This window comes from Thalassotalea algicola (assembly GCF_012932965.1).
Taxonomy (GTDB): Bacteria; Pseudomonadota; Gammaproteobacteria; order Enterobacterales; family Alteromonadaceae; genus Thalassotalea_F; species Thalassotalea_F algicola.
This window is the reverse complement of the sequence record NZ_JABBXH010000003.1, coordinates 320,316-342,729: the sequence shown is the minus strand read 5'-3', so window position 1 is coordinate 342,729 and position 22,414 is coordinate 320,316. Positions and strand designations below refer to the sequence as shown.

Here is a 22,414-nt window from a genome sequence, read left to right as displayed (position 1 = left end):
CGTTAAATATGAGTGACTTTTCTTCAGCAAACCCAACATATTTCATGCTGAGTTTGCCAAGGTAGCTGAGCTTGTTGAAGCTAAGGAGGAACTACTGAGTACCACCAATAGTCATTTCATCTACTTTTAATGTTGGCTGACCAACACCAACTGGCACACTTTGACCATCTTTACCACAGACTCCTACACCGGCATCTAGTGCTAAATCATTACCTACCATCGAGACGTTTTTCATTGATTCAGGACCACTGCCAATTAACGTCGCTCCTTTAACCGGTGAAGTAATTTTTCCATCTTCGATTAAATAAGCTTCGGCACTGGTAAAAACGAACTTTCCAGACGTAATATCTACCTGGCCACCAGCAAAGTTAGGCGCATAGATACCTTTTTTCACTGATTTAATAATATCTTCCGGCGTACTTTCACCAGCAAGCATATAGGTATTAGTCATGCGTGGCATTGGCAGGTGCGCATATGATTCACGGCGACCATTACCGGTTGGTGCAACCCCCATAAGTCCAGCGTTGTGCTTATCTTGCATATACCCTTTAAGCACACCCTTTTCGATTAAAACGTTGTATGCACCAGGCGTACCTTCATCATCAATATTCACCGAACCGCGACGATTAGCTAACGTGCCATCATCAACTATGGTACAAAGCTCCGAAGCGACTTGTTCACCAACTTTGCCAGAAAATGCTGACGAGCCTTTGCGATTAAAATCACCTTCTAAGCCATGTCCAACCGCTTCATGTAATAACACACCTGGCCAACCTGCGCCTAATACTACTGGCAAAGTTCCGGCTGGAGCTTCAATCGCATCTAAATTAACAACCGCTTGTCGCACCGCTTCTTCAGCGTAAAATTTGTAGCGCGGTTTATCGCCTTGAACTTCAAAAAAGTAACTGTAATCAGTTCGAGCCCCACCGCCTGAACTTCCGCGCTCGCGTTTGCCATTTGCTTCAATTAAAACGGAACAATTAAGGCGAACTAATGGGCGTATATCCGTTGCAAAGGTGCCGTCTGTAGCGGCTACCAACACTTTTTCATAAACACCAGAAAGGCTAACAATTACTTGTGATACACGACTGTCTACGCCTCGAGCATGTGCTTCAACTTCATGTAGCAGACTAATTTTCTTTTCTTGACTTAAACTCGCTAGCGGATCAATTGAATGATAAATGGCTTCTGCACTTACATCAGTAAATACTTGTACAGAGCCCTGTTCGCCTTTATTAGCAATGCCTCGTGCAGCACTAGCCGCTTTTTCAATCGCTTGAGCTGATATTTCGTCAGAATAAGCAAAGCCCGTTTTTTCACCGGAAATAGCACGTATACCAACACCGCGTTCAATATTGTACGAACCTTCTTTAACAATACCGTCTTCTAACATCCATGACTCATGGCGAGAAGATTGAAAATACAAATCAGCAAAATCAACATTATGTTGGTGAATGTGATTTAAGGTGTCTGTCAACGCGCTTCTATCGAGCTGACTATCTGCAAGCAACACTTGCTCAACATTATTCATCATGAATTAACTCTGTTTTAAATCGGTTATGTTTAGCAACCGGAATATTATTTCTAACTTGTTTAATTAGTTCAGCATCATAATCGGCACTAATACATCCAATACCGGATGGTAATTGCGCCAATATTTCACCCCAAGGACTAATAATCATACTATGTCCCCACGTTTCTCTGCCGTTTTCATGCCTGCCTTCTTGTCCAGCAGCCACAATATATACTTGATTTTCGATTGCTCTAGCTTGTAAAAGCGCTTGCCAATGGGCCTTACCTGTAACTCGCGTAAACGCCGCGGGAACAGTGATAATGTCCGCCCCGCATACTGTTAAACTGCGATAAAGCTCTGGAAACCTCAGGTCGTAACAAATAGACAAACCCAATTTAGCAAAAGGGAGGTCAGCAACAGCTAAGTCCTTACCTGGGCTAGTATAGCGAGATTCCAAATAGTTTTTTTCACTATCTTCAACCTCTACATCAAATAAATGAATTTTTTGATAATGAAGTAATAGTTCGCCATTAGGTGCAAACATTAAACAGGTATTAGCAAATTTATCAGTGTCAACAGAATTGGCGACAGGAATACTGCCAGCAACTAGATATAGGCTAAAGCGCTTAGCTAAAGATGATAGGCCCTCTTGCATTTGGCTAATAGACTTTTCTTGGCTCGCTATTGTTAATTGCTGCCTATCCTTCCCACCAAAAAACAGACAACATTCAGGCAAGACAACGATATGTTCATCGGCTTGAGGTAGTTGAGCAAGTTGCTGTTCAATCTTGGCTAAATTAGCTTTTATATCTGGTACAGAACATAACTGAATAGCAGAGAGCTTAACCGTCATCTTTTTCACTTAATTCTAACGGCAATGGAGGCGTTAAGTTTTTCCCTTTTGGCGTATCACTTGTTTGTTCAGTTTTATTCTCAACAAATTGCGGAGGCGTTGAACGACCAACGCTAACATTTCTACTTTTGCGATTAACTTCTTTTAGTTGCGGATCGAGTACGTTGCCAGTCAATTCAAAATTGAATTCAGAAACTACTTGCGAAGTAAACACCTGATCAATCGCAACACCTGCTAAAAACGTAACTGGGTTAAGCGTTGCAATCCACGCTAAAACGGGCAAGCTTGCTGTCAAATTGGGCTTATAGCTCATTCGATAATCTAACATGCCATCTGCCAGTGCTGTATTACCTTTAATGATTAGATCACCAGCGGCACCTTTCATACGAGTATTGTCTGTATATAACACACCGTCTTTAACTTGAGCGGTAGCACGAATATAGTCGTAAAACATACCGTCAGAGAAAATATCACGAAAATCTAGCGTTAGCTTGCGAACTAACGACTGTAGGCTTAATACCGAAAATATACGTGCCCCTTTATCGCTGACATCAGCTAGATAACCATCATCAATATCTAACTTTATTTCGCCATTGACGTTGGCCAATGAAAACTGCTGTGGACCACCTTGCCAATTCAAATCATAGTCAGCCTTCATACCGCTATCTTTGATTATTGATGCAAAACCCAAACTTTCAAATTCATGCTCTAGGTCTTTAACATTAATTTTGCCGACAACTTGAGTCACCGAGTTTTCTGGAGTTAATTGCCAACTTGCATCAAAGTTTGCACTACCTTTTTTCCGTTTAGCTTTAAAGTTCTGCAATAAAATCGCATCATCTTTCCGCTTAAGTGAAAAGCTTAACTGACCTAAATCGAGTTGATTAACTTTACAACTATCACAAACCAACTCTATTTTTGGAATACTATTGAATATGGCTAAGCTTTCTTCATAGCTTAACTCGGGCACTGGCTCAGGTTCAGTCTCTGTCTCAGCCAATAACTCTTGGTCATTGTCTTGCGGTTTTGTTGTCACAAGATGAATAAAATCAGCATCTACTTCAATGCCTTGTTCTAACCAATTTGGGAAAAACTTAATTTCACTACGTGCTTCTTTGGCATTAAACCGTAGCAGCCACCATTGTTTTTTATCTAACAGGTTAAACGAAACATTATTAAGCTGTTGTCCTAATACGTCGACACTATCAATATTCCCTCGAATACGCTCGGGTGCAGGAAACAATCCAACGCTTGCTGTTTGCTGCTCTTCACTAGGTAAACTATCTAAAATATCTTGAATTAACGGTTCCCACGCTAATACATCTGCGTGCGACAGTTTCGTGGTGATATGAAACCCATCCATAGGTAATAACATAGTATCGTTACCCAATACTAAGTGAGCCCTTTTAAACTGAGTATCTTTATGGTCTAGCACGCCATAAAAGCTCAGTTCATCACCGGCATTAATCGTGACGGTAGATTTGTCTAATTGGCCTTCAACTATTGCCGTTACAGGTAATGTTTGCGCCGCAGTTTTAGCATAAGGTTCAGGTAACTGCAAAACAGTATTTAGTAGCTCACTACTGACGTTTGCTTGGTAGCTAAAACCCCCATTATGATGAGCATTCAGTGCAATATTCCCTTGCCAATTTAGCTCTCCTTCACCATATGATTTCAACCTTTCTGGCAGTTGCGTTAACCACTGCTCACTCTGCCACTGTCCTTCGACATCAAGCAGTATCTCATAATAGTCTTGTCTATCTTGGGCATTCACATCTACCGTAATTGGCATGCCCCGCCAAATAGCAGTGATACCATCAGCAACAATGACATCATTGCGATAACTTAATCGTCCATGAATCTCGCTAAATTGCATTTCTGGTGTGTCTAATACTAAAGAGTTTTCAGTAAAATCTATATGGCCAGACGCCACGACACTATCGACATCATTTAATGGTAAATCAAGCTGAAACTTGCCTGACACTTGCTGCCCAACAGTAAGCGAAGTTAACGTTTTACCAACGGAATCAGCTAAAGGGCTTTGCTGCATCAATTGCGTAACTTGTTCAGGGGCTTGCTGGTGAATATTAGCTTTTACCACCAACAACTGCTCATCCGTTAAGTCATCTATAGCTGCAGTTACGCCAGTAACATTTAAGCCAACTAAATCACCAGAATTTGCCGTTATTAACATGCTGTTATTAGTGAAATTTAAATTAGCCGCCATTTGATTGATCACAGGCCATGCTGAATCAAACTGAAATTTTGCGTTTTCTAACTCTGCATCAACAACGAAAATGCCTTCGTTATTGTGAAAAGGAAAATCAGCGAAAGCACCATTAAACAGTACCTGCCCACTGGCCATTTTTCCTTCAATAATACTGTCATTTAAATAGCCAACTAAGTCTTCGCCCATTAGCAGGTGCGGGTAATAATAATTTGCTGATTGAGTATCGCCACGTTCAATATTAGCCAGCAGAGCCATACTTGCCTTGCCTTCGGTAGGCACAGAAACATTTACTTGAGCATTTAATGCTAACGATGGTGCATCAAACTGCACATTATCGACCGTAACATCAATGCCATTCTCTCCCCACCCTAACTGCAATTGAGCAACAATTTCATCGTAAGGGATGGGTTGTTGAAAGTGCTTATCAAAATCTAATGCTGAGTTGTTTGTAGAGATATCTGCAATTAACTTTTCGCCTTGCATCACAACATTTGCGGTTAAATTATTTAACCCTGGAATGCCGCCACTAAACGACTGCTGATAATTTTCAAGATTGGCTGTCGCTGCCGTTATGCCAGCAACACTTTGGAAATGGATATCAGTCAGTTGCCCTTGTGGCATCAAATTTGTAAGTATTGTTGCTAAAGACTCTGATTCAACAACAAGCGGAGCTAGTTCACTTACTCCAGCAATATCAACAGAAGAGACATAAAGATCGTAGACATTATCGGCAACATCCATATTAAAATATAACGGCTGCCAAGGCTGCTGATTTACCGACACATCAAATGCGGAAGAACGAACACGTATACCTTGAGGTAGAATGTCGGCACTAACTGCACCGCTTGTGACTAAAAGCTCATGCTCTTGTTCATCAAGAATCCAACGCATTTTGGTATCTTCAACTGCTAATTGAAAATGCGTTGCAAACCCTTTTTCAATAGTTAACCAAGATTCCAGGTTTACTTCTGAATACGTCTTCTCATCTTCCAAGGCCAGTAATTTATCTAACCAAGGAGTGACATTAACTTTTTGTGCTTGGAGGTAGAGTTGACCATTCATATTGTCAAACTCAGTCCCTTTCATCTCGACTAATAGCTTTGCGCTATTGGTTGAAAGGCCACGAGCAATGATATTGCCACTTGCTCTATGATGATCCCCATTGTTAAGCCAGTTTAAGTGCTCAATCGATATTTTTCTATCGCCATTATCTGTTCGGACAATAACTTGGCTATTTGTCAGGGAGAACTTATTAACATGCAACAAAAAGATATCTGACAATCGCTCGTATAAATCAGTGTCCTGGCTACTACTCGCATTTTGGGTTAACGCTTCCCTATCAATAAAAACCTTTGCACCATCGAGCGTAAAACCTCTAGTTACAATGGTTTGATGTTGAAGGCTACGCCAAAAATTAACCTTAATATCTAGGTTTTGAATAAAAGCTGCCACCGAACCGGTATCAATCAAGCTAACATTATTGGCTACTAACACCGGTCCAAGCTTTTGCCACTCCATTGACAAAGAGCCAATTTCAATATTGGTATTGTAGGTATTATTTACGTAGTTCTGGAGATCTACACGATAGTGTTGGGCATAAGGCAAAAACAATCGTAAGGCGCTAATCAACACGGCAAACAGCACCAAAAGTATTGCAATACTTTTGTATAGTTTATTTAACCACTTATTTGATAGTGCTGTAATACCCAAATTCTTACCTAAAACCTTTCAATTAACCTGCTGACTACATCATAACGACGTCAAACTGCTCCTGATTATACATAGGTTCAGTTTGTACTTTAATTAATTTACCAATGAAGACCTCTAATTCTGCCAAATTATGATACTCATCATTAAGTAAAGACTCACTTACTGCAGTAGAAGCATAAACAATAAACTGATCCGCATCATATGCTCTGTTTACACGAACTATTTCACGTAATATTTCAAAACAAACGGTTTCAACCGTTTTGAGTTTTCCTTTGCCCTGACACGACGGGCATTCGCCACACAATATGTGTTCTAAACTCTCGCGAGTACGCTTACGGGTCATCTCTACTAAGCCCAACGCCGAGAAACCATGAATACTAAACTTCACTTTATCTTTTGCCATTGCCATTTCAAGGCTATGTAGCACGCGCCGTTGATGATCTTCACTTTCCATATCAATGAAATCAATGATGATTATACCACCTAGGTTCCTTAACCTAAGCTGACGGGCTATTGCTTGTGTTGCTTCAACATTAGTACTAAATATAGTTTCTTCTAAATTTCTGTGCCCGACAAATGCCCCGGTATTAATATCAATTGTAGTCATCGCTTCAGTTTGGTCGATGATTAAATAGCCGCCAGATTTAAGCATAATTTTTCGATCTAATGCCCGTTGAATCTCAGCTTCAACGTCAAACAAATCAAAAATAGGTCGCTCGCCAGGATAATATTCCAACACAGAGGAAAGGTTTGGCACAAACTCTTGGGTAAATTCTACTAATTGATCAAATGTTAATTTTGAATCAATACGTATACGCTCTAACTCTGTGCCAAAGAAATCACGCAATACACGAAATGCCAACGAAATATCTTGATAAATAGGCGCTTTAATTTGCTTACGCTGCTTCCGCTCTAAGACCTTGGTCCATACACGGCGTAAAAATTCAGCATCATGTTTTAATTCAAGTTCACCAGCACCTTCGGCCGCGGTACGCACAATAAAGCCATGCTTGTCATCGCAATATGGCACGACAATATCCTTTAAACGAGTACGCTCACTAACATCTTCTATACGCTGTGAAATACCTGCATGACTCGCATTAGGCATCAGAACTAAATATCGTGAAGCAATCGTAATGTCTGTCGTTAAACGTGCGCCTTTTGTGCCAAGCGGGTCTTTAACCACTTGCACCATCAAATATTGGCCTTCATGCACCAATGTTCGAATATCAGGAACTTGCTCAACCTCGCTACCGTCTTCATTTATCATTAACTTTGAATGAATATCTGATGCATGAAGAAATGCCGCTTTATCAAGGTTAATATCGACAAAGGCTGCTTGCATACCTGGTAATACACGAATGATTTTGCCTAAGTAAATGTTGCCAACTAAACCTCGTTTAGCCTCTCGTTCAACATGCAACTCTTGTAAAACACCGTTTTCTATCAGGGCTACGCGAGTTTCACTGGGGGTAACGTTTACTAATAACTCTCCACTCATATTCTGCTCCTGAACTTCCTTACAACTTAACCATTAATCGCATTTACGACACCAAAATGTGCGAGTAATGCCACCGTTTCGTACATTGGCAAACCGACTACGGCTGAATAACTACCTTGAATTTCAATAACAAATTGACCGCCGATACCTTGTATGCCATAACCACCCGCTTTATCTTGGGGTTCACCCGACTGCCAATAATGCTCAATCTCATTAGACGATAATTGCTTAAAAAACACATTAGTCTGTATAACTGAAGATAGCACTTTATTGCGGGAGACAGCGGCAATACCAGTAAGCACCTGATGACTGGTACCTGATATCGAAGCCATCATTCGAGAAAAATCATCAAAATCGGCAGGTTTACCTAAAATTTCGCCATTAACAACTACGGTCGTATCGCTTCCCAACACGACAGATTCTTCACCGGCGCAACTAGCCACACACTGTGCTTTTTCTTTAGCCAAACGCTCTACATAATCATGAGGCGATTCATTAGCGAGAACACATTCATCGATATTAGCTGGCTGACAACTAAACTGGTAGCCAAGTTGTGTAAGTAAAGATTTTCGTCTAGGCGATTGAGAAGCTAGAATTAAATTCATATGATTCATGCCCTTATTTACGGCTATGAAATTTTAAAATGTCTACGTACTTTTCTTAGTAACAAGAAAACCCACGGCCATAACACAATACTCGTTAACACTGGATACAAATAGCTTGGTAAGAAAACAACATCCGTAAGTAAACGTTGCATCCAAAAAACCAATAAATGATAAAGCGCTGCCAACACGCCAACAATTAGCGCTTGCTGCCATAATGAAAAGTTACGAATTTTCTGAAAATTCACCGCAGCGATATATACGGATAACGCCATTGCCGCAGCATGCACGCCTAAAGTAGAACCGAGCAAAACATCGAGAATAAAACCAGTTACCCAAGCGGTAACGACATTTACACGACTTGGCAGTGCAAGGCTCCAATATATTAGGACGATTAACACCCAATCAGGTCTAAATGCATCAACATCAAGTGGCATTGGCATTATGCTGGCAATCACGGCAAGCAATAAGCTTAAAACGATAATAATGCCGTTATTCGCTAGCATTAGTCGCCCCCTTCACTTGGTTTTCCACTTTATCGTTTTGATTAGTGCTTTTCTCGCTTGGTTTTGGCGCAAAAATACTGGTCGGCTTATTCGGCCATAACAATAGCAAATATCGTAGCTTATCAATTTGTGCGACTGGTTTGCTAAGTACTTGAGCGAAAGGTCGAGATTCATCTTTACGTACTAAGATAACTTGAGAGACGGGATATCCTTCTGGATACTTACCGCCAAGACCAGAAGTCACTAATAAATCACCCGATTGAACGTCGGCACTATGCGGAACATGAGCATGAGATAAACGTTCAATTCTCCCTGCGCCATTAGCCACCAAACGCGTGCCATTTCGACTCACTCTAACCGGAACGGCGTGGGTAACATCCGTAATTAATATTACGCGACTACTTGTTGTACCTACATGCAAAATTTGACCAACAATACCTTGTTCATCAATAACGGCTTGGCCTTCATATACACCATCATTTGCGCCACGGTTGATCACTAATTGATGCGTGTATGGGTCACTATCAACAGAGAGGATTTCCGCCACCATTTTCTTGGTATCAGAACGTAAAGGAGAGGCGAGCAATGAACGTAGTCGCTCATTTTCTTTTTTGACTATTTCAAGCTCCATCATCTGTTGCTGATAATTTAGCTCATTAATTTTTAACGCCTGATTCTCTTCTATCAACTGTTTACGTGTTATTAAGTTTTCCGCCGCCCAAGTCATTAACTGTTTAGGCGTATTCGCCATGTATTGCAATGGACTCACGAGTGACTGCAAATAACCGCGTACACCTTCAAAGCTCCCCATTCTATGATCAAAGAACACTAACGCCGCCGACAACATTAATACAAATGCTAAGCGATGCTGAGGAGAAGGGCCGTGTTTAAATATTGGGTTCATAGAAGTGAAAGAGCGCTAGTTAAACTAGCGCTCTTTTTGATTATTCGTAAGAGAATAAATCGCCGCCGTGCATGTCAATCATTTCGATTGCTTTACCACCGCCGCGAGCAACACAAGTTAATGGATCTTCAGCAACAACAACAGGAATACCAGTTTCTTCCATTAATAAACGATCTAAGTCTTTTAATAATGCGCCACCACCTGTTAATACCATACCGCGCTCAGATATATCTGACGCTAGCTCTGGTGGAGATTGCTCAAGTGCCACCATAATCGCACTAACAATACCCGTTAATGGCTCTTGCAATGCTTCTAAGATTTCGTTGCTGTTTAGTGTAAAGCTACGAGGGACACCTTCAGCAAGGTTACGACCACGTACTTCAATTTCTACTAACTCTTCACCTGGGTAAGCCGAGCCAATTTCATGTTTAATACGCTCAGCTGTCGCTTCACCAATTAAGCTACCGAAATTACGACGAACGTAGTTGATGATTGCTTCATCAAACTTGTCACCACCGATACGCACTGACGATGAATAAACAACGCCATTTAGTGAAATAATACCAACTTCAGTTGTACCACCACCGATATCAACAACCATAGAGCCAGTTGCTTCAGAAACCGGTAAGCCAGCGCCAATTGCAGCCGCCATTGGTTCATCAATTAAGTACACTTCACGAGCACCAGCACCTAGAGCAGATTCACGAATCGCACGACGTTCAACTTGAGTAGAACCACAAGGAACACAGATAAGTACGCGAGGGCTTGGACGTAGGAAGTTATTACTATGCACTTGTTTAATAAAGTGCTGAAGCATTTTTTCCGTAACAAAGAAGTTTGCAATTACCCCATCTTTCATTGGGCGAATCGCTTCAATATTGCCAGGCGTTCTACCTAACATTTGTTTAGCCGCCAAACCTACCGCAGCAACACTTTTCGAGCCGCCTGCACGATCTTGTCTAATAGCAACTACAGAGGGTTCGTTTAGAACAATCCCTTGATCTTTTACATAAATTAATGTGTTTGCTGTTCCTAAATCGATTGATAAATCGTTAGAAAACATTCCGCGCAATTTCTTAAACATATTAACGAAATACCCTATAACTGTTGCAGGTTCGCGTGAGGAACTTGGTTATTGTTATCTTTTAAAAGCTTTGATCGAAGTATCATACCCCAGTATTTAATGGATGTGTGTACTATTTACCAAAAAAATTCATCAAATTCGCAGTTTTTTCAACAAACTTGTCAAATCGATGAATTTTCAGGCAACTTGTCACTAAAGAGTATTGCGCATTCGCTCGTAGTTAAAGCGAAATATTGATACGTCCTAATTGTTCACTTCTTTCCAGTAAATAATACGGTCATTGCCACGGAAGCGACCAAAGGTAGCAATGGCGCTAGCATTATCGTCATATACGCCATCGTTATTCCAGTCATATTGCAGCCATGGTGGGGTAGTGTATTCAACGCCTACACTTCCTTGTTCACTATCGTCACTGCGCAATTCCACACCATTGAATTCGCCGCTTGTCATGACACCAGCGCCACCTTGCAAGCTAATGTCACTGGCAAATAATCCATTGCTTGTATCACCGTTGGTGATATCCCAATCCCCAGCATCATCACTTATAGCAGTGCAACTATCATCAACATTCGCAATAAAAGTTTTTGAAACAGCATTAGTTAAATATTCAGTAGTAAATGGCTGTGGTAAATCTGAGGTTTCAGGGCCATAAGAATTAGCAAGCACCAAACGGCCAAAACGAATTTCGACATTACTTCTTATATTAACGTCTTCCAGCGTAGTCGCTACCACGCCATCACTATCTGTAATGCTCGTGACTTCAATATCAAATTCAGCATTAAAAGGGGTAAATACGGCATTTAAATCACGTGTATAAACAAAATGATCTGTAGAGTTAAATGAGTAAATAAACTCACCACCCACGTCATTTCCACCAATTTGCTTTGGTTCGAGAGCATCTACTGCATGAGATATATCGCTAGTTAACAACATTTTAGTGCCTAACGCACCATCTTGATTCAAATCTTCAGTGGGAGGCGTTATAACAATATCTCCTTGAACAAGAGGAGCAAAGTTATCCCCTACGCCAAAATCTCGATAGTTTCTGGTAATTGCATTGTGAGCATTTCTAGCTATTATCGACAATCGAGGCTCTGTACCATAACTTATTGCTCCATTACCACCTACGTCCATTAACTGACCGCTATATGCCCACGGCCCACAAGTGCCGCTAATATTGCCGTCTTCGGGCACCGATTGTTCAAAATATTTAGGTATAAAACGTCCTAAATTAACAGCAGTAGCTTCAACCAATAAACCTGCCAAACCATAATTATTATCTTGTACATCTAAGGAAATAACGCCAACCTCAGAATATTCAGCAGTAGTTATTTCAGCAACGCCATTACTGCCAAAATCAAATCCTCTATCAATAAAGGTCTCTGATGCATCAACAACTCGAATCCCCAAGCTATCAGCAAAAGTGAATGTGCCATTAGTGGCATCACTAGAAGTTGGCGCTACTCGTACTATTGATGCTTGGACATTACCATGGGTATCACGATAGTTGGTTGTTGTTGCACCTTGTTCATTAACCGCTGTTATTTGGTAACTAAAATCCTCTCCAGCAGGATATGTTCCTAACGCCCCAGCTAAAGTACTAGTGATTTCAAATCTATCGGGTTGCACCCAAAAATTATTAGAATTACCAGTTAGTGTAACCGCGTCTAGATCTGGAGTGGCAGGTATAACCTTATAAGCGTGTAAGGTAATTTGGCCTGCATCATAGTAGATATTGGTTGGTAGTGTGCCAATTCCAGAAGCGTTAAACGGCACATCAATATCGACAAAGTCTCCTGCTGCTGGCTGGCCAACGACTTTACTAATGCTCGTGCCGCCAATGGTGTACTCGTTTACCGTTGCAGTAGTTGGTGCCTGATATTGCATGGCAAAACCTACAGTGGTTGTATTATTAAACAGTGCGCTACAGGCACCATTTTCATCAGCTTGCACCGCTTGAACAGTCACCGCTTGATTAAAATCTTCACCCGCCACTTGATTATTTATCGTGTTAAATACAAAACCTGCATTCGCAAAGTTTACGCCACAGTCAGCATCCGTTTGCCCTAAGCTACCAATAATACTGGTATTACGGCAGACAAAATCAGCACCTGAAGATAAAATCGCGTTGTTAACAGTATCGGTATAATTAACACTAGGGATAGGATTAGCAATGCCATTAACGATATCGACCGTTTGAGATGCTCCGCCGTTAACTAATAAACTTATTTGAGTATTTATCGAGGTATCTACCGTGGTACAACTTGCATCCAAACAGGCTCGAATGGTTACTGGCTCTGGCAAACAAGTAATGCCATTCCCATCATGTTCAATGACGTAAGTTGGGTCCGTAGCACAGCTCACACCATCCATATCAGCGGTAATTTCTGCTTGGCTTAGTACTTTATTGTATACTTTTACATTATCAAACTTACCGTTAGCCGAGTTCGCCGATGGGTAATTACCAGAGCCGACATTGGCACTTGAGTTGTCACCGATAACAACTTTACCCAATCCACTTGGGAAGATTAAACCTGCACCAAAATTATTAGATGCAACCAAATTACCATCAACAAATAGTTGTAAGTCGCCACTGTCATAGTCCCACGTACTTGTCACATAATACCAAGTGTCAGCTACTCTGCCGGCAGCAGGCGTTTCCGTGATGACATAATCATTATCAAATATAAAGAAGAATCCATTATCCTCGACACTAAAAACCAGCTGCCCTGAACTGTTAATTTTTAAGACAAAGTGTTTATTGACGGAATCAAATATCCATAAGTAGTTTGATGCATCCCACAACGTCCGCTCAGCACCTGTATTCCATGCAGTGTTACTGTTATACCAAAAGCTCACCGTCCCTTTAGTAAAGCCATTAGTTAACGTAACGCCGGTCTCAAATGCATTGCTCGTAGCAGAGCTGCTATTGGCATCGCTGACAAATGCTCGACAATACTTGCCATCAGCTGTTGAGCTACCGCCAAAATTAATACCGTCTAAAATACCATTGGAATCTTCCACGCCGTCGCTAAAATCTTGATCAGCATCTTCAAATTCATAAAAAGCTGCAGATACTTCAGCTTCACAATCATCACAGCGCACTTCGAAGTCATCAATTTCAAGACCGATATCATTGTCGTAACTATAAAAACCGGTACGATTTAATTCTGGTGATTCAGTCGAAAATAACTGTAATGTCATAGCGCTGCGGTCAGCTTTGCCAACACAAACTCCTGTACCTTCATCAGTAACAACAACTTTCATCGAAATGTTGCCATCGTTACTACTGCCAGTACCATCATCTGCAGCATGACTTTCAACTATCGAATCCGCACGCGTTAACGTATCTAACGTTGTCGCAACACCACCAGCAACTTTAATTAGGTCAAGTTGTCGATATGTCCCGGGGAAATTACTGTCATTACTGTAAATCGCACCGAACTTAGTCCAGCGCGCTAAATAATAATTTTCATCGTCGACGTAACCGAAAACAATACCGACATCATTATTGGTATCATTGCCATAATTCGTGGTTATTTTTCCAATAATAGAGTACTGATTAGGCTCAGTTGTAATGTAATCAGAACCGAAGTCATAAACCACAGCGCCGTATTCATTGTCTCCACCACTTGTCACGCCACCATTGATTTCCATTTGACCACCAGTGATGTCAAAGTCAACTACCTGAGTTTCTGATGGCGAATTATAGATTGATTGCCCAGGCCAATTAAGCACGTTTCTGTCAAAGTTTTCGACTGACCAACGACCTGAGTTTGTGCCAAAATCATCTTGGGCAATGACATCAAAGCTATCTGCGGCATCACATGAAAACCCAACCGGCGGCGCTGGTGTAGGATTAACATTGTCATCCCCTTGCGTAACCTCATCTTGGGATTGGCCATTATTATGTACGTCAAATGAACCAGTACCATCCGGTTCACGTTTGATAAGTCTAGTGCTAGCGCCGGTATTGACTTCTTCATCATAGGCAGAGCATGACCCTGGATCTTGGTCGTCAAAACCTTCTACAGATATGTAATTGATGGTGTCACCACTACCATCGGTGAGATGAACATCGAAGCCGTCTTTGAAATCGACACGTGATGAATTGAAATCGGCGGTTTCTAAATAAAGCCAAGGGTAATAATTTGTAAAATCGTCTATATCGTAATTGTCACAACCACTGTCAGAACAAAGTCTTAAATTCCAGCTATCGTAATCGCTGTCATCAATGGTGTTATCAAGCACTTTAAGCTCGATAAAGTGACTCTCAAATGTACCAGTGTACACTTCATTAATTACTGCTCTGCCAGCAAAAGCGGAGCAAGCGGCGTATATCCACGGCGAAAAGCTGGTAAAAATAAGTAAGCATAATACTTGAATCATTCTCATAAACTGCGTGCCTCAACTTCTACTGTTCGCGAGGTTTGCGTGCCATCGATATCACATTCACCTGTCGATCTAATTCGATAATACACAACATCATTTACTTTAAAGTCAACGCACGAGACTTGTGTTACACGGCAATTACGTAAACCATCAACACCTTCAATACTGGTTAAATAATTAGGGTCGTTAAGCACGTCACCAGGATCAGCACCGGTTATATCGCCACCAGCACAATATTGAGAGGCACTATCAAGCGGAAAGATAGTAGCAAGCCTATGTTGTACGCCAATATTCGCAGCTTGATAAGCTCTAGTGCCTAGCACTTCATAGGCAATCGAATCGGCACTTTTATTAAGAGTACGAGTTAATGCAGTACCAAGCAGTAACATAACAACGAGAATAAAGATCCCAATAACCAAGGCGCTACCACTTTGTGTCTGATATTTAGCAGTCAATGACTGTGATTGCTTATGGCACATTTATCACCTGCACTTCATTATTAAATGTTACCCGTTCATTATTACGTTCAAAGATCAGTAACGTGGTAACAATAGAATTTCGCTGATGCGTCGCATCGTCTAAAGTAAAAGCAGATCCTGCCGCCAAATTTTCTGCCATCAATACAGTATTGCGTGTTAATTCAGTTCCTGTTATGCAATATTTAACAGAATTTCTTTCGATAAAGTAAAGACGCTGAGTTGGTGAGTCTTCAGCAAATGTAGTATTCGCGGTTAGTTCAATTTGCCATTCGGTTGCTGTTGGCTCTGTGATGGTTTGAACACTCGCGATTCGGTCACTTCCGGCATATAAATCAACATCATCTATCGGGTATATCGCCACGTCATACGCTGCTGGATTAACCTTCGCGTCGGACGCTGAGTCAAAAGCGATGATATCGATAGTATTTCTAACGGTTTCTGGGGGAACAGGCGCATCGGTATAGACAGTACTTGCTACTGACGGAATTAACTCGATGCAAGTATTTGCATCCGTTAAGCGTACAGAATTTGGTAATGCGGCACGTAACTCACGGTTTAAACGTTCAACAGAAAACCTTGCGCTAGAGATAAGTTCATCTCGATTAGACACATCAACAAACGCTTGTGAGCCCATACGAATCATACTACCAACCGTTACTGAAACAATTCCCAATAAGATGATAACCATCACCATTTCGATTAGCGTAAAACCCTTAGCACGCATACTCATTAGAAATTCACCTTATAAGTCGCAAATTTAACCTGCTCATCACTTGGCGTAGTTACTGTAATAGATACTAGTTTGGCTAAGCCAACGGCACCATCGTTTACACCGTCGTAGTTGCTATCATAGAACACACTTATCGACACGTTATAGCCGCTGTATAAACTCCCCATTGGATCGCCTAAGGCATTTTCGATATTTACACCAGATTCATTTAAACCATGGTAATCATCTACATCATTAAAGTCTTCACGATTACCTCCCTCCTCATTATCTAATAACCCGGGGGCTGTACATGCTGGAGCTGCTGGTATTACAACTGGCACCGTTTGCCCGCATCGAACAATGCCCCCTACATGATCAGAGTTTTGGTCAAACGCTTTGCTGAGAATTTCATTCATCAGTGATTGCCCAAGTTCAGCAGCCCTTATTTGATGTATTTGGCTAGCACTTTGCACCGACGCTGGCATGACTAAACGAGTAATCACGGTAAATGAAATTGCCAATACGATAATACCAACGATGAGTTCTATTAACGTAAAGCCAGTTGAGCGATTAATCTGAAGCATAAATATATCCTTCAGATTCAATACGAATGGTTATTGTTTCAAGGCCGCTAATTTCAATGTTACAGCCGCCATTGCAACTGCCAAGTGGCCGGCCTAATCGATCAAAACTCATGACAAAATTACCGCCAACATTTGAAAAGGTCACATCGTGTCCACTTTCTATGCGCATTTGGGTTGCAATGGAAAAATTAACATTATCGTCGCCAAAACCACCTGAAAACCCACGGCTTGCACTACAAGGATTTTGATCTGGAATACCTAAGCGTGTGGCATCAATCGCAACTTCATAACAGTCACCAATACGTTGCTGCATTGTACGCAATTGAATATTGCGAAGTGTCGCTATAGCTTGCGCACGATAGGCATATTCTTCATAGCCTTCAGAGCCAGAAAAGCGCGGTAAGATAGTGGCAGATAGCACGCCGATAATAATAATGGTGACAATAAGCTCTAGTAGCGTTAAACCACTTTGCTTTTTTAGCCGAGCTTGTTTAGGAAAAACCATAGGCACTGCAACAACCATTACTACTGCTTTATTAAGTACTTAACTTAGTATACGTGAACTTACTTAGTTTCCAAAATTCTAAGAACTACATAAATTTAGGACATAAAAAAAGAGAGCCTTAGCTCTCTTTTTTTAAAACTTTATTTTCTATCAATTAACAATCGGTAACTGATACTGAAGGAGGAGTAATAACTTGCGGAGGACCTGCAACAGAAGTTGCTTGGGCAAAGCTAGCAAAACACTCTGTTGGTGCAACAGTCAATACTGTGCCATCCGTATATGGAGTTACATAAACAACATTGGCAACAACACTGATAGTAAACTCACTCGTTGTATCGACATCTAATAAATTAGCCCATGTGTTCGCACCGTCGCTATCAGCTGACGCAGAAGACGGATAACCATAAACGGTAAACACGTTTCCTACATTAATCGCTAAAGTAACGTCAGCGTCTTTATCCGTACCGTCAATTAATGACTTACTGTGTACTAACGTTGAAGCACTTTGCATAGACGCTTTTATAGCATCTAATGTTGCTGTTTTTGCATCGTCTTGTAAGTCGATAAATTTAGGTGCAGCAGTAGCCGCCAAAATACCCAAAATTACAATTACTACTACTAATTCAATTAAGGTAAAACCTTTTTGATTGTTAATTTTTTTCATATTAAATCTCTACTAATATTTATCGATTAATTATTTACGTATACAACAACAGAGCTGTTTGAAGGCTGATAAGTAAAGCTATTACCTACCGCTGTTGCGCTTACATCAAAACCTGGATTCGTATATGAACCACCTGTTTGCGGTAATGTTTCTTTTAAATAATACTGACATACTGCCCCGTCATCAGTACCACCACTAAATGCTGCTAAATAATTAAACTGTCCGCCACTGGCGCCATTTAAATCTGCAACATTAGACGAGATGCCTGGAGGTTGTTGTAAAATGTTTTGCCAAATTTCAATACAGTTAGCTACAGTAAAGCCACCGCCCAATCCAGCACCTGCGTTTACACCACCGGTTGTTGCAACCACGTAACCCGGGCGCACATTGTTGGCATCATCTTCTGTCGTCAATAACACTTCAGTGCCGTCATATTCAACAATATTACGACTTGTTCCATCAACAGGTCGACCTTCAGCTTCCCACTGCGCTCGAACTAACGATACCGCAGTAGCAAAGCCACCAGCCATACCTTCAATGTTAGCTTCTTTCGCCTGATCAGTAAGATCTAAAAACTTTGGTATTGCCGTTACGGCTAAAAAGCCAAGAATAACTACAACAATAACGAGCTCGATTAACGTAAAGCCTGTTTGTTTTTTCATGTGCACACCTGTTTTAACACTATTAATATAATTCTAGCAGTGATTTACGACATAAGTCACTGACTTTTCGGTCAAGATTACACTTGATCACAGTAAAACTTTACCTGATCTTAGTGAATATTCAAAAAATGTCGAACTACCTATTGCGTATCGACAACGTTTTGTAACTGTTTGCTCACTTTTCGCTAGTTCAACCGCGCCAATAGGTTGTTTTAAAAATTCTAAGGGCGTCCCCATAACTTGCTGCCATACTTGGTGGCAATTAGGGCCATCTACCCAACCAAATTCATTGACCTCAAACTCTTCAACTTGGCCAGTTTGATCCTTAACAGTTACAACGTCTGGTTTATTATCCATCAACCATTTCGCATGAACTGTTTGTACTCTCGTCGCAAAATTATTTGCCAATGCAGCAAAGCCAGCATCAGTAATATTATTCTCTTGTTTAAAGAAATAATGAATAAAGCTCGCCATTAATACCGCTATTATCACAACGATAATCACAAGCTCTGCTAATGAGCGTTCTTTTTTTTCAGCATCACTTTGCAGAGTCATTATTTACCTTGGAAAGCAGAAGCCATATCCCACATTGGAGTGAATATACCTAACGCTAAGACCAGCACCATGCCAGCGACAATCACGAGTAATATTGGCTCTATACGCGCTGTTAGTGTACTTAAGTCGTAATCAACTTCTCGTTCGTAATAGTCCCCAACTTCCTCTAACAGTTCATCGACTCGGCCGGTTTCTTCACCTACAGCAACCATCTGTAATACTAACGGAGTAAACAAATTACTCGTCATCGCGGTACGCAATAAGCTATCGCCACTTTCAATACCTTGTCGCATATTCAGTATTTTGTCACGAACAAAGTCATTATCTACCGCATCGGCCACTAAGGATAACCCTGATGTCATTGGCACCCCAGCTTTAAGTACAATCGCAAAACTATGAGTAAACCGCGACAACAATGAACGTTCTATAATGCTACCGACCACAGGTATTTTCAGTTTTCGCTTATCCCACTCATATTTCCCTTTAGGAGTTCTGACATAGTACCGAAGGCCAAATATTAAGCCGATGGTAGCGACCAACATGTGAGGCCAATATGCTAGAAAAAACTCTGAACTGTTAATTAGAATACGAGTAGCTAACGGCAAGTCTGCTCCCAATTTTGAAAACATATTGGCAAAAGTCGGGACAACAAAAATATTTAAGATGACTATAGCTACTACTATCGCCGTAATAACAAAGCTTGGATAACGTAATGCAGATTTTATACGCTTACGAGTTTCTTGTTCACGCTCGAAATAAGTAGCTAATTTTAGAAACGAACCATCGAGTTGACCGGTATTTTCACCCACATGAACAATTGAAACAAACAAGGAAGAAAACACTTTAGGATGTTGATTAAGTGCCGACGACAATGCATACCCCCCCTCAAGTTGGGTAGCGACGTCAGATAAAACACCTTTAAGTTTTGAGGAGGTCGTTGATTCAGCCAAGCCATGTATTGCACGTAATATCGGAACACCAGAACGCATTAACGCGTACATTTGGCGACACAACACAATTAAATCATCTAAGGCGACATTGTTAAAACCAAGCAGTTCACCAATATCTACATTGGCGCTCGTCGCAGTTTCAGCTTTCTCTTTGCCTAGTTCGATACTAATTGGAATAATGTTTTGACGTGTCAATTGCTCTGCAACCGCAGTAGAACTCGCGGCCTCAAGAGCGCCTTTAACTTGGCTTCCTTGTGCGTTTCTTCCAATGTAATTAAATACCGCCATCTCGAAATAATTACCCTGCTACGTCAACCGTTTCAACCAACTTTAGCACTTCTTCAACGGATGTAATACCCGTTTGCGCATAATCAAATGCGGCATTAGCTAAAGGTTTAAATGTCGGATTAGCCTTTGATAGCTCAGTAAATGCTTCAGTATCTTCTCTTTTTAGCGCGCCCATCATGGCTTCATTCATTTCTAATAATTCAAAGACACCAATACGGCCACGATAGCCCGTATACTGGCAAGACTGACAGCCTTTACCTTGCTTAAACTGCATCGTTGAAGTATCTAAGCCAGTAAGGTTATTTAACCAGTTGATTTCTTGTACGTCAGGCTGATGATCAATACCACAGTTGTCACAAATTCGACGAACGAGACGTTGAGCGATTACCGCTCTAAGAGAACTTCCAACTAAAAAGCCAGCTGCGCCCATATCAATTAAGCGCAATGCACTGGTAATAGCATCATTAGTATGGAGCGTTGATAAGACTAAATGACCTGTTAATGCGCCTCGTAAACCGATTTCAACCGTTTCATGATCGCGCATCTCACCCACCATGATAATATCGGGATCTTGTCGTAGGGCGGTTCGTAAAACACTCGAAAAGGTTAGCTCAATTTTACTGTTAACCTGTACCTGATTAATTCGAGGTAGACGATACTCTACGGGATCTTCAGCAGTAATAATTTTCTTTGAAGATTGATTCAACTCACTTAAGGCAGCATAAAGTGTTGTTGTTTTACCACTACCTGTAGGACCAGTAACTAATACCATGCCATGGGGACGGGTAATTTGATGGCGCAGTCTTGTCACTAACTCTGGTGGCATACCCGTTTCATCTAGTGAAAGAAGACCCGCAGATTGATCAAGTAAACGCATTACCACTGACTCACCGTATTGCACCGGCATAGTAGACATACGAACGTCGACGCTGTGGCCTTTAATCTGCAAGTTAAACCGACCATCTTGCGGCAAACGCTTTTCTGAAATATCGAGACCCGCCATTAACTTCAATCGTAAAACTAGTGCCGACGCAATTTTATTCTCGTTGAGAATATTCTCTTGAAGCACTCCATCAATTCGTTGACGGATTCGTAATTGTTTTTCATCTGGCTCAATATGAATATCCGATGCACGCATTTGCACGGCATCTTCAAATACAGATTGCAGTAACTTACCTACAGTTGCATCGCCACCATCATCGAAAGTAGCTGAGATATCAAAATCAGATGTTTGTTCGTATTCTTGCTCTAGTTGACTCGCGAAAGATTCTATTTCTGCAGTACGTCGATATAAGCTATCAAATGCTTCAAAAAGCTGAGATTCCATAACAACAGCTAATTGAATGCGTTTAGGCGCAAGCATTTGCTCTAGCTGATCAAGACCACTTAGATCGGCTGGGTCACTCATGCCAATTAGGACGCTATCACCACGATCCTCAATCACTAATGCTCTTAAACGGCGTGCATGCACTTCAGATAACAAGCTAGCAACTTCTGTTGCCACACGTAACTGACTGATATCCATAAATGGAACATCTAGTTGCTGCGCTAAGAATTCAAGTAGTTGACGCTCACTGATATAACCCAGTTCAATTAATACGTCACCTAATTTACGACCTGAAGTTTTCTGGCTACTTAACGCCTGCATTAGTTGTTCTTCGGTAATAATGCTTTCATGTACCAGCAAATCACCAAGGCGCATTTTTAATTTAGGGGCGGCCAT

18 protein-coding genes are annotated in these 22,414 nt (G+C 41.1%); all 18 read right to left on the bottom strand.

The annotated features are described in order from the left end of the window. Nucleotides 1–91 precede the first annotated feature (91 nt). Nucleotides 92–1,531 (bottom strand): metalloprotease TldD, encoded by a 1,440-nt coding sequence (gene tldD / locus HII17_RS10240; protein ID WP_169075601.1) that lies wholly within the window; start codon nt 1,529–1,531, stop codon nt 92–94. After that, nucleotides 1,524–2,366: a carbon-nitrogen hydrolase family protein gene (locus HII17_RS10235; protein WP_169075272.1), complete on the bottom strand. Its 843-nt coding sequence runs from the start codon at nt 2,364–2,366 to the stop codon at nt 1,524–1,526. Before HII17_RS10235 ends, tldD begins: the two co-directional genes overlap by 8 nt. Then, nucleotides 2,356–6,306, bottom strand: a complete 3,951-nt coding sequence (locus HII17_RS10230) for a YhdP family protein (protein WP_169075271.1) — start codon at nt 6,304–6,306, stop codon at nt 2,356–2,358. Before HII17_RS10230 ends, HII17_RS10235 begins: the two co-directional genes overlap by 11 nt. 34 nt (nt 6,307–6,340) lie before the next feature. Continuing rightward, on the bottom strand, nt 6,341–7,807 hold the full coding sequence (rng, locus tag HII17_RS10225) for a ribonuclease G (protein WP_169075270.1): 1,467 nt from the start codon (nt 7,805–7,807) through the stop codon (nt 6,341–6,343). 26 nt (nt 7,808–7,833) lie between these two features. Continuing rightward, nucleotides 7,834–8,412: a Maf family protein gene (locus HII17_RS10220; protein WP_211185327.1), complete on the bottom strand. Its 579-nt coding sequence runs from the start codon at nt 8,410–8,412 to the stop codon at nt 7,834–7,836. 23 nt (nt 8,413–8,435) lie between these two features. Further along, nucleotides 8,436–8,915: a rod shape-determining protein MreD gene (gene mreD, locus HII17_RS10215; RefSeq protein ID WP_169075268.1), complete on the bottom strand. Its 480-nt coding sequence runs from the start codon at nt 8,913–8,915 to the stop codon at nt 8,436–8,438. Further along, on the bottom strand, nt 8,902–9,819 hold the full coding sequence (gene mreC, locus HII17_RS10210; RefSeq protein ID WP_169075267.1) for a rod shape-determining protein MreC: 918 nt from the start codon (nt 9,817–9,819) through the stop codon (nt 8,902–8,904). The genes mreD and mreC overlap by 14 nt, the downstream gene beginning before the upstream one ends. 40 nt (nt 9,820–9,859) lie before the next feature. Next, nucleotides 9,860–10,903: a rod shape-determining protein gene (locus HII17_RS10205; RefSeq protein WP_169075266.1), complete on the bottom strand. Its 1,044-nt coding sequence runs from the start codon at nt 10,901–10,903 to the stop codon at nt 9,860–9,862. 243 nt (nt 10,904–11,146) lie between these two features. Further along, a complete protein-coding gene (locus HII17_RS10200; RefSeq protein ID WP_169075265.1) occupies nt 11,147–15,298 on the bottom strand; it encodes a LamG domain-containing protein in 4,152 nt (1,383 codons plus the stop codon). Then, a complete protein-coding gene (locus HII17_RS10195; protein WP_169075264.1) occupies nt 15,295–15,774 on the bottom strand; it encodes a pilus assembly PilX N-terminal domain-containing protein in 480 nt (159 codons plus the stop codon). Before HII17_RS10195 ends, HII17_RS10200 begins: the two co-directional genes overlap by 4 nt. Then, entirely contained in the window at nt 15,764–16,504 is a 741-nt protein-coding gene (locus HII17_RS10190; protein ID WP_169075263.1) for a PilW family protein, read from the bottom strand. Before HII17_RS10190 ends, HII17_RS10195 begins: the two co-directional genes overlap by 11 nt. After that, on the bottom strand, nt 16,504–17,067 hold the full coding sequence (locus tag HII17_RS10185) for a type IV pilus modification PilV family protein (protein WP_169075262.1): 564 nt from the start codon (nt 17,065–17,067) through the stop codon (nt 16,504–16,506). The genes HII17_RS10190 and HII17_RS10185 overlap by 1 nt, the downstream gene beginning before the upstream one ends. Continuing rightward, the gene (locus HII17_RS10180) at nt 17,054–17,590 is read right to left on the bottom strand and encodes a type IV pilin protein (protein WP_169075261.1); all 537 of its coding nucleotides are present in this window, start codon (nt 17,588–17,590) and stop codon (nt 17,054–17,056) included. Before HII17_RS10180 ends, HII17_RS10185 begins: the two co-directional genes overlap by 14 nt. Before the next feature lie 136 nt (nt 17,591–17,726). Continuing rightward, nucleotides 17,727–18,236 carry a prepilin-type N-terminal cleavage/methylation domain-containing protein gene (locus tag HII17_RS19320; RefSeq protein ID WP_211185326.1) on the bottom strand — a complete coding sequence of 170 codons (510 nt, stop codon included), beginning with the start codon at nt 18,234–18,236 and terminating at the stop codon, nt 17,727–17,729. Nucleotides 18,237–18,262: 26 nt separating this feature from the next. Further along, entirely contained in the window at nt 18,263–18,898 is a 636-nt protein-coding gene (locus HII17_RS19315; protein ID WP_169075260.1) for a prepilin-type N-terminal cleavage/methylation domain-containing protein, read from the bottom strand. Nucleotides 18,899–18,985: 87 nt separating this feature from the next. Next, the gene (locus HII17_RS10165) at nt 18,986–19,453 is read right to left on the bottom strand and encodes a hypothetical protein (RefSeq protein ID WP_169075259.1); all 468 of its coding nucleotides are present in this window, start codon (nt 19,451–19,453) and stop codon (nt 18,986–18,988) included. Continuing rightward, a complete protein-coding gene (locus HII17_RS10160; RefSeq protein ID WP_169075258.1) occupies nt 19,453–20,691 on the bottom strand; it encodes a type II secretion system F family protein in 1,239 nt (412 codons plus the stop codon). Before HII17_RS10160 ends, HII17_RS10165 begins: the two co-directional genes overlap by 1 nt. Before the next feature lie 10 nt (nt 20,692–20,701). Next, nucleotides 20,702–22,414: a GspE/PulE family protein gene (locus tag HII17_RS10155; protein ID WP_169075257.1), complete on the bottom strand. Its 1,713-nt coding sequence runs from the start codon at nt 22,412–22,414 to the stop codon at nt 20,702–20,704.

Bases quoted from the DNA above. Each gene is read 5' to 3' on its own strand.
- mreC (WP_169075267.1), bottom strand. From the start codon at position 9,819: ATGAACCCAATATTTAAACACGGCCCTTCTCCTCAGCATCGCTTAGCA.
- tldD (WP_169075601.1), bottom strand. From the start codon at position 1,531: ATGAATAATGTTGAGCAAGTGTTGCTTGCAGATAGTCAGCTCGATAGA.
- HII17_RS10180 (WP_169075261.1), bottom strand. From the start codon at position 17,590: ATGGTTGTTGCAGTGCCTATGGTTTTTCCTAAACAAGCTCGGCTAAAA.
- rng (WP_169075270.1), bottom strand. From the start codon at position 7,807: ATGAGTGGAGAGTTATTAGTAAACGTTACCCCCAGTGAAACTCGCGTA.
- HII17_RS10155 (WP_169075257.1), bottom strand. From the start codon at position 22,414: ATGGCCGCCCCTAAATTAAAAATGCGCCTTGGTGATTTGCTGGTACAT.
- HII17_RS10160 (WP_169075258.1), bottom strand. From the start codon at position 20,691: ATGGCGGTATTTAATTACATTGGAAGAAACGCACAAGGAAGCCAAGTT.
- HII17_RS10200 (WP_169075265.1), bottom strand. From the start codon at position 15,298: ATGAGAATGATTCAAGTATTATGCTTACTTATTTTTACCAGCTTTTCG.
- HII17_RS10165 (WP_169075259.1), bottom strand. From the start codon at position 19,453: ATGACTCTGCAAAGTGATGCTGAAAAAAAAGAACGCTCATTAGCAGAG.
- HII17_RS10195 (WP_169075264.1), bottom strand. From the start codon at position 15,774: ATGTGCCATAAGCAATCACAGTCATTGACTGCTAAATATCAGACACAA.
- HII17_RS10190 (WP_169075263.1), bottom strand. From the start codon at position 16,504: ATGAGTATGCGTGCTAAGGGTTTTACGCTAATCGAAATGGTGATGGTT.
- HII17_RS10185 (WP_169075262.1), bottom strand. From the start codon at position 17,067: ATGCTTCAGATTAATCGCTCAACTGGCTTTACGTTAATAGAACTCATC.
- HII17_RS10220 (WP_211185327.1), bottom strand. From the start codon at position 8,412: ATGAATTTAATTCTAGCTTCTCAATCGCCTAGACGAAAATCTTTACTT.
- mreD (WP_169075268.1), bottom strand. From the start codon at position 8,915: ATGCTAGCGAATAACGGCATTATTATCGTTTTAAGCTTATTGCTTGCC.
- HII17_RS10235 (WP_169075272.1), bottom strand. From the start codon at position 2,366: ATGACGGTTAAGCTCTCTGCTATTCAGTTATGTTCTGTACCAGATATA.
- HII17_RS19320 (WP_211185326.1), bottom strand. From the start codon at position 18,236: ATGAAAAAAATTAACAATCAAAAAGGTTTTACCTTAATTGAATTAGTA.
- HII17_RS10205 (WP_169075266.1), bottom strand. From the start codon at position 10,903: ATGTTTAAGAAATTGCGCGGAATGTTTTCTAACGATTTATCAATCGAT.
- HII17_RS19315 (WP_169075260.1), bottom strand. From the start codon at position 18,898: ATGAAAAAACAAACAGGCTTTACGTTAATCGAGCTCGTTATTGTTGTA.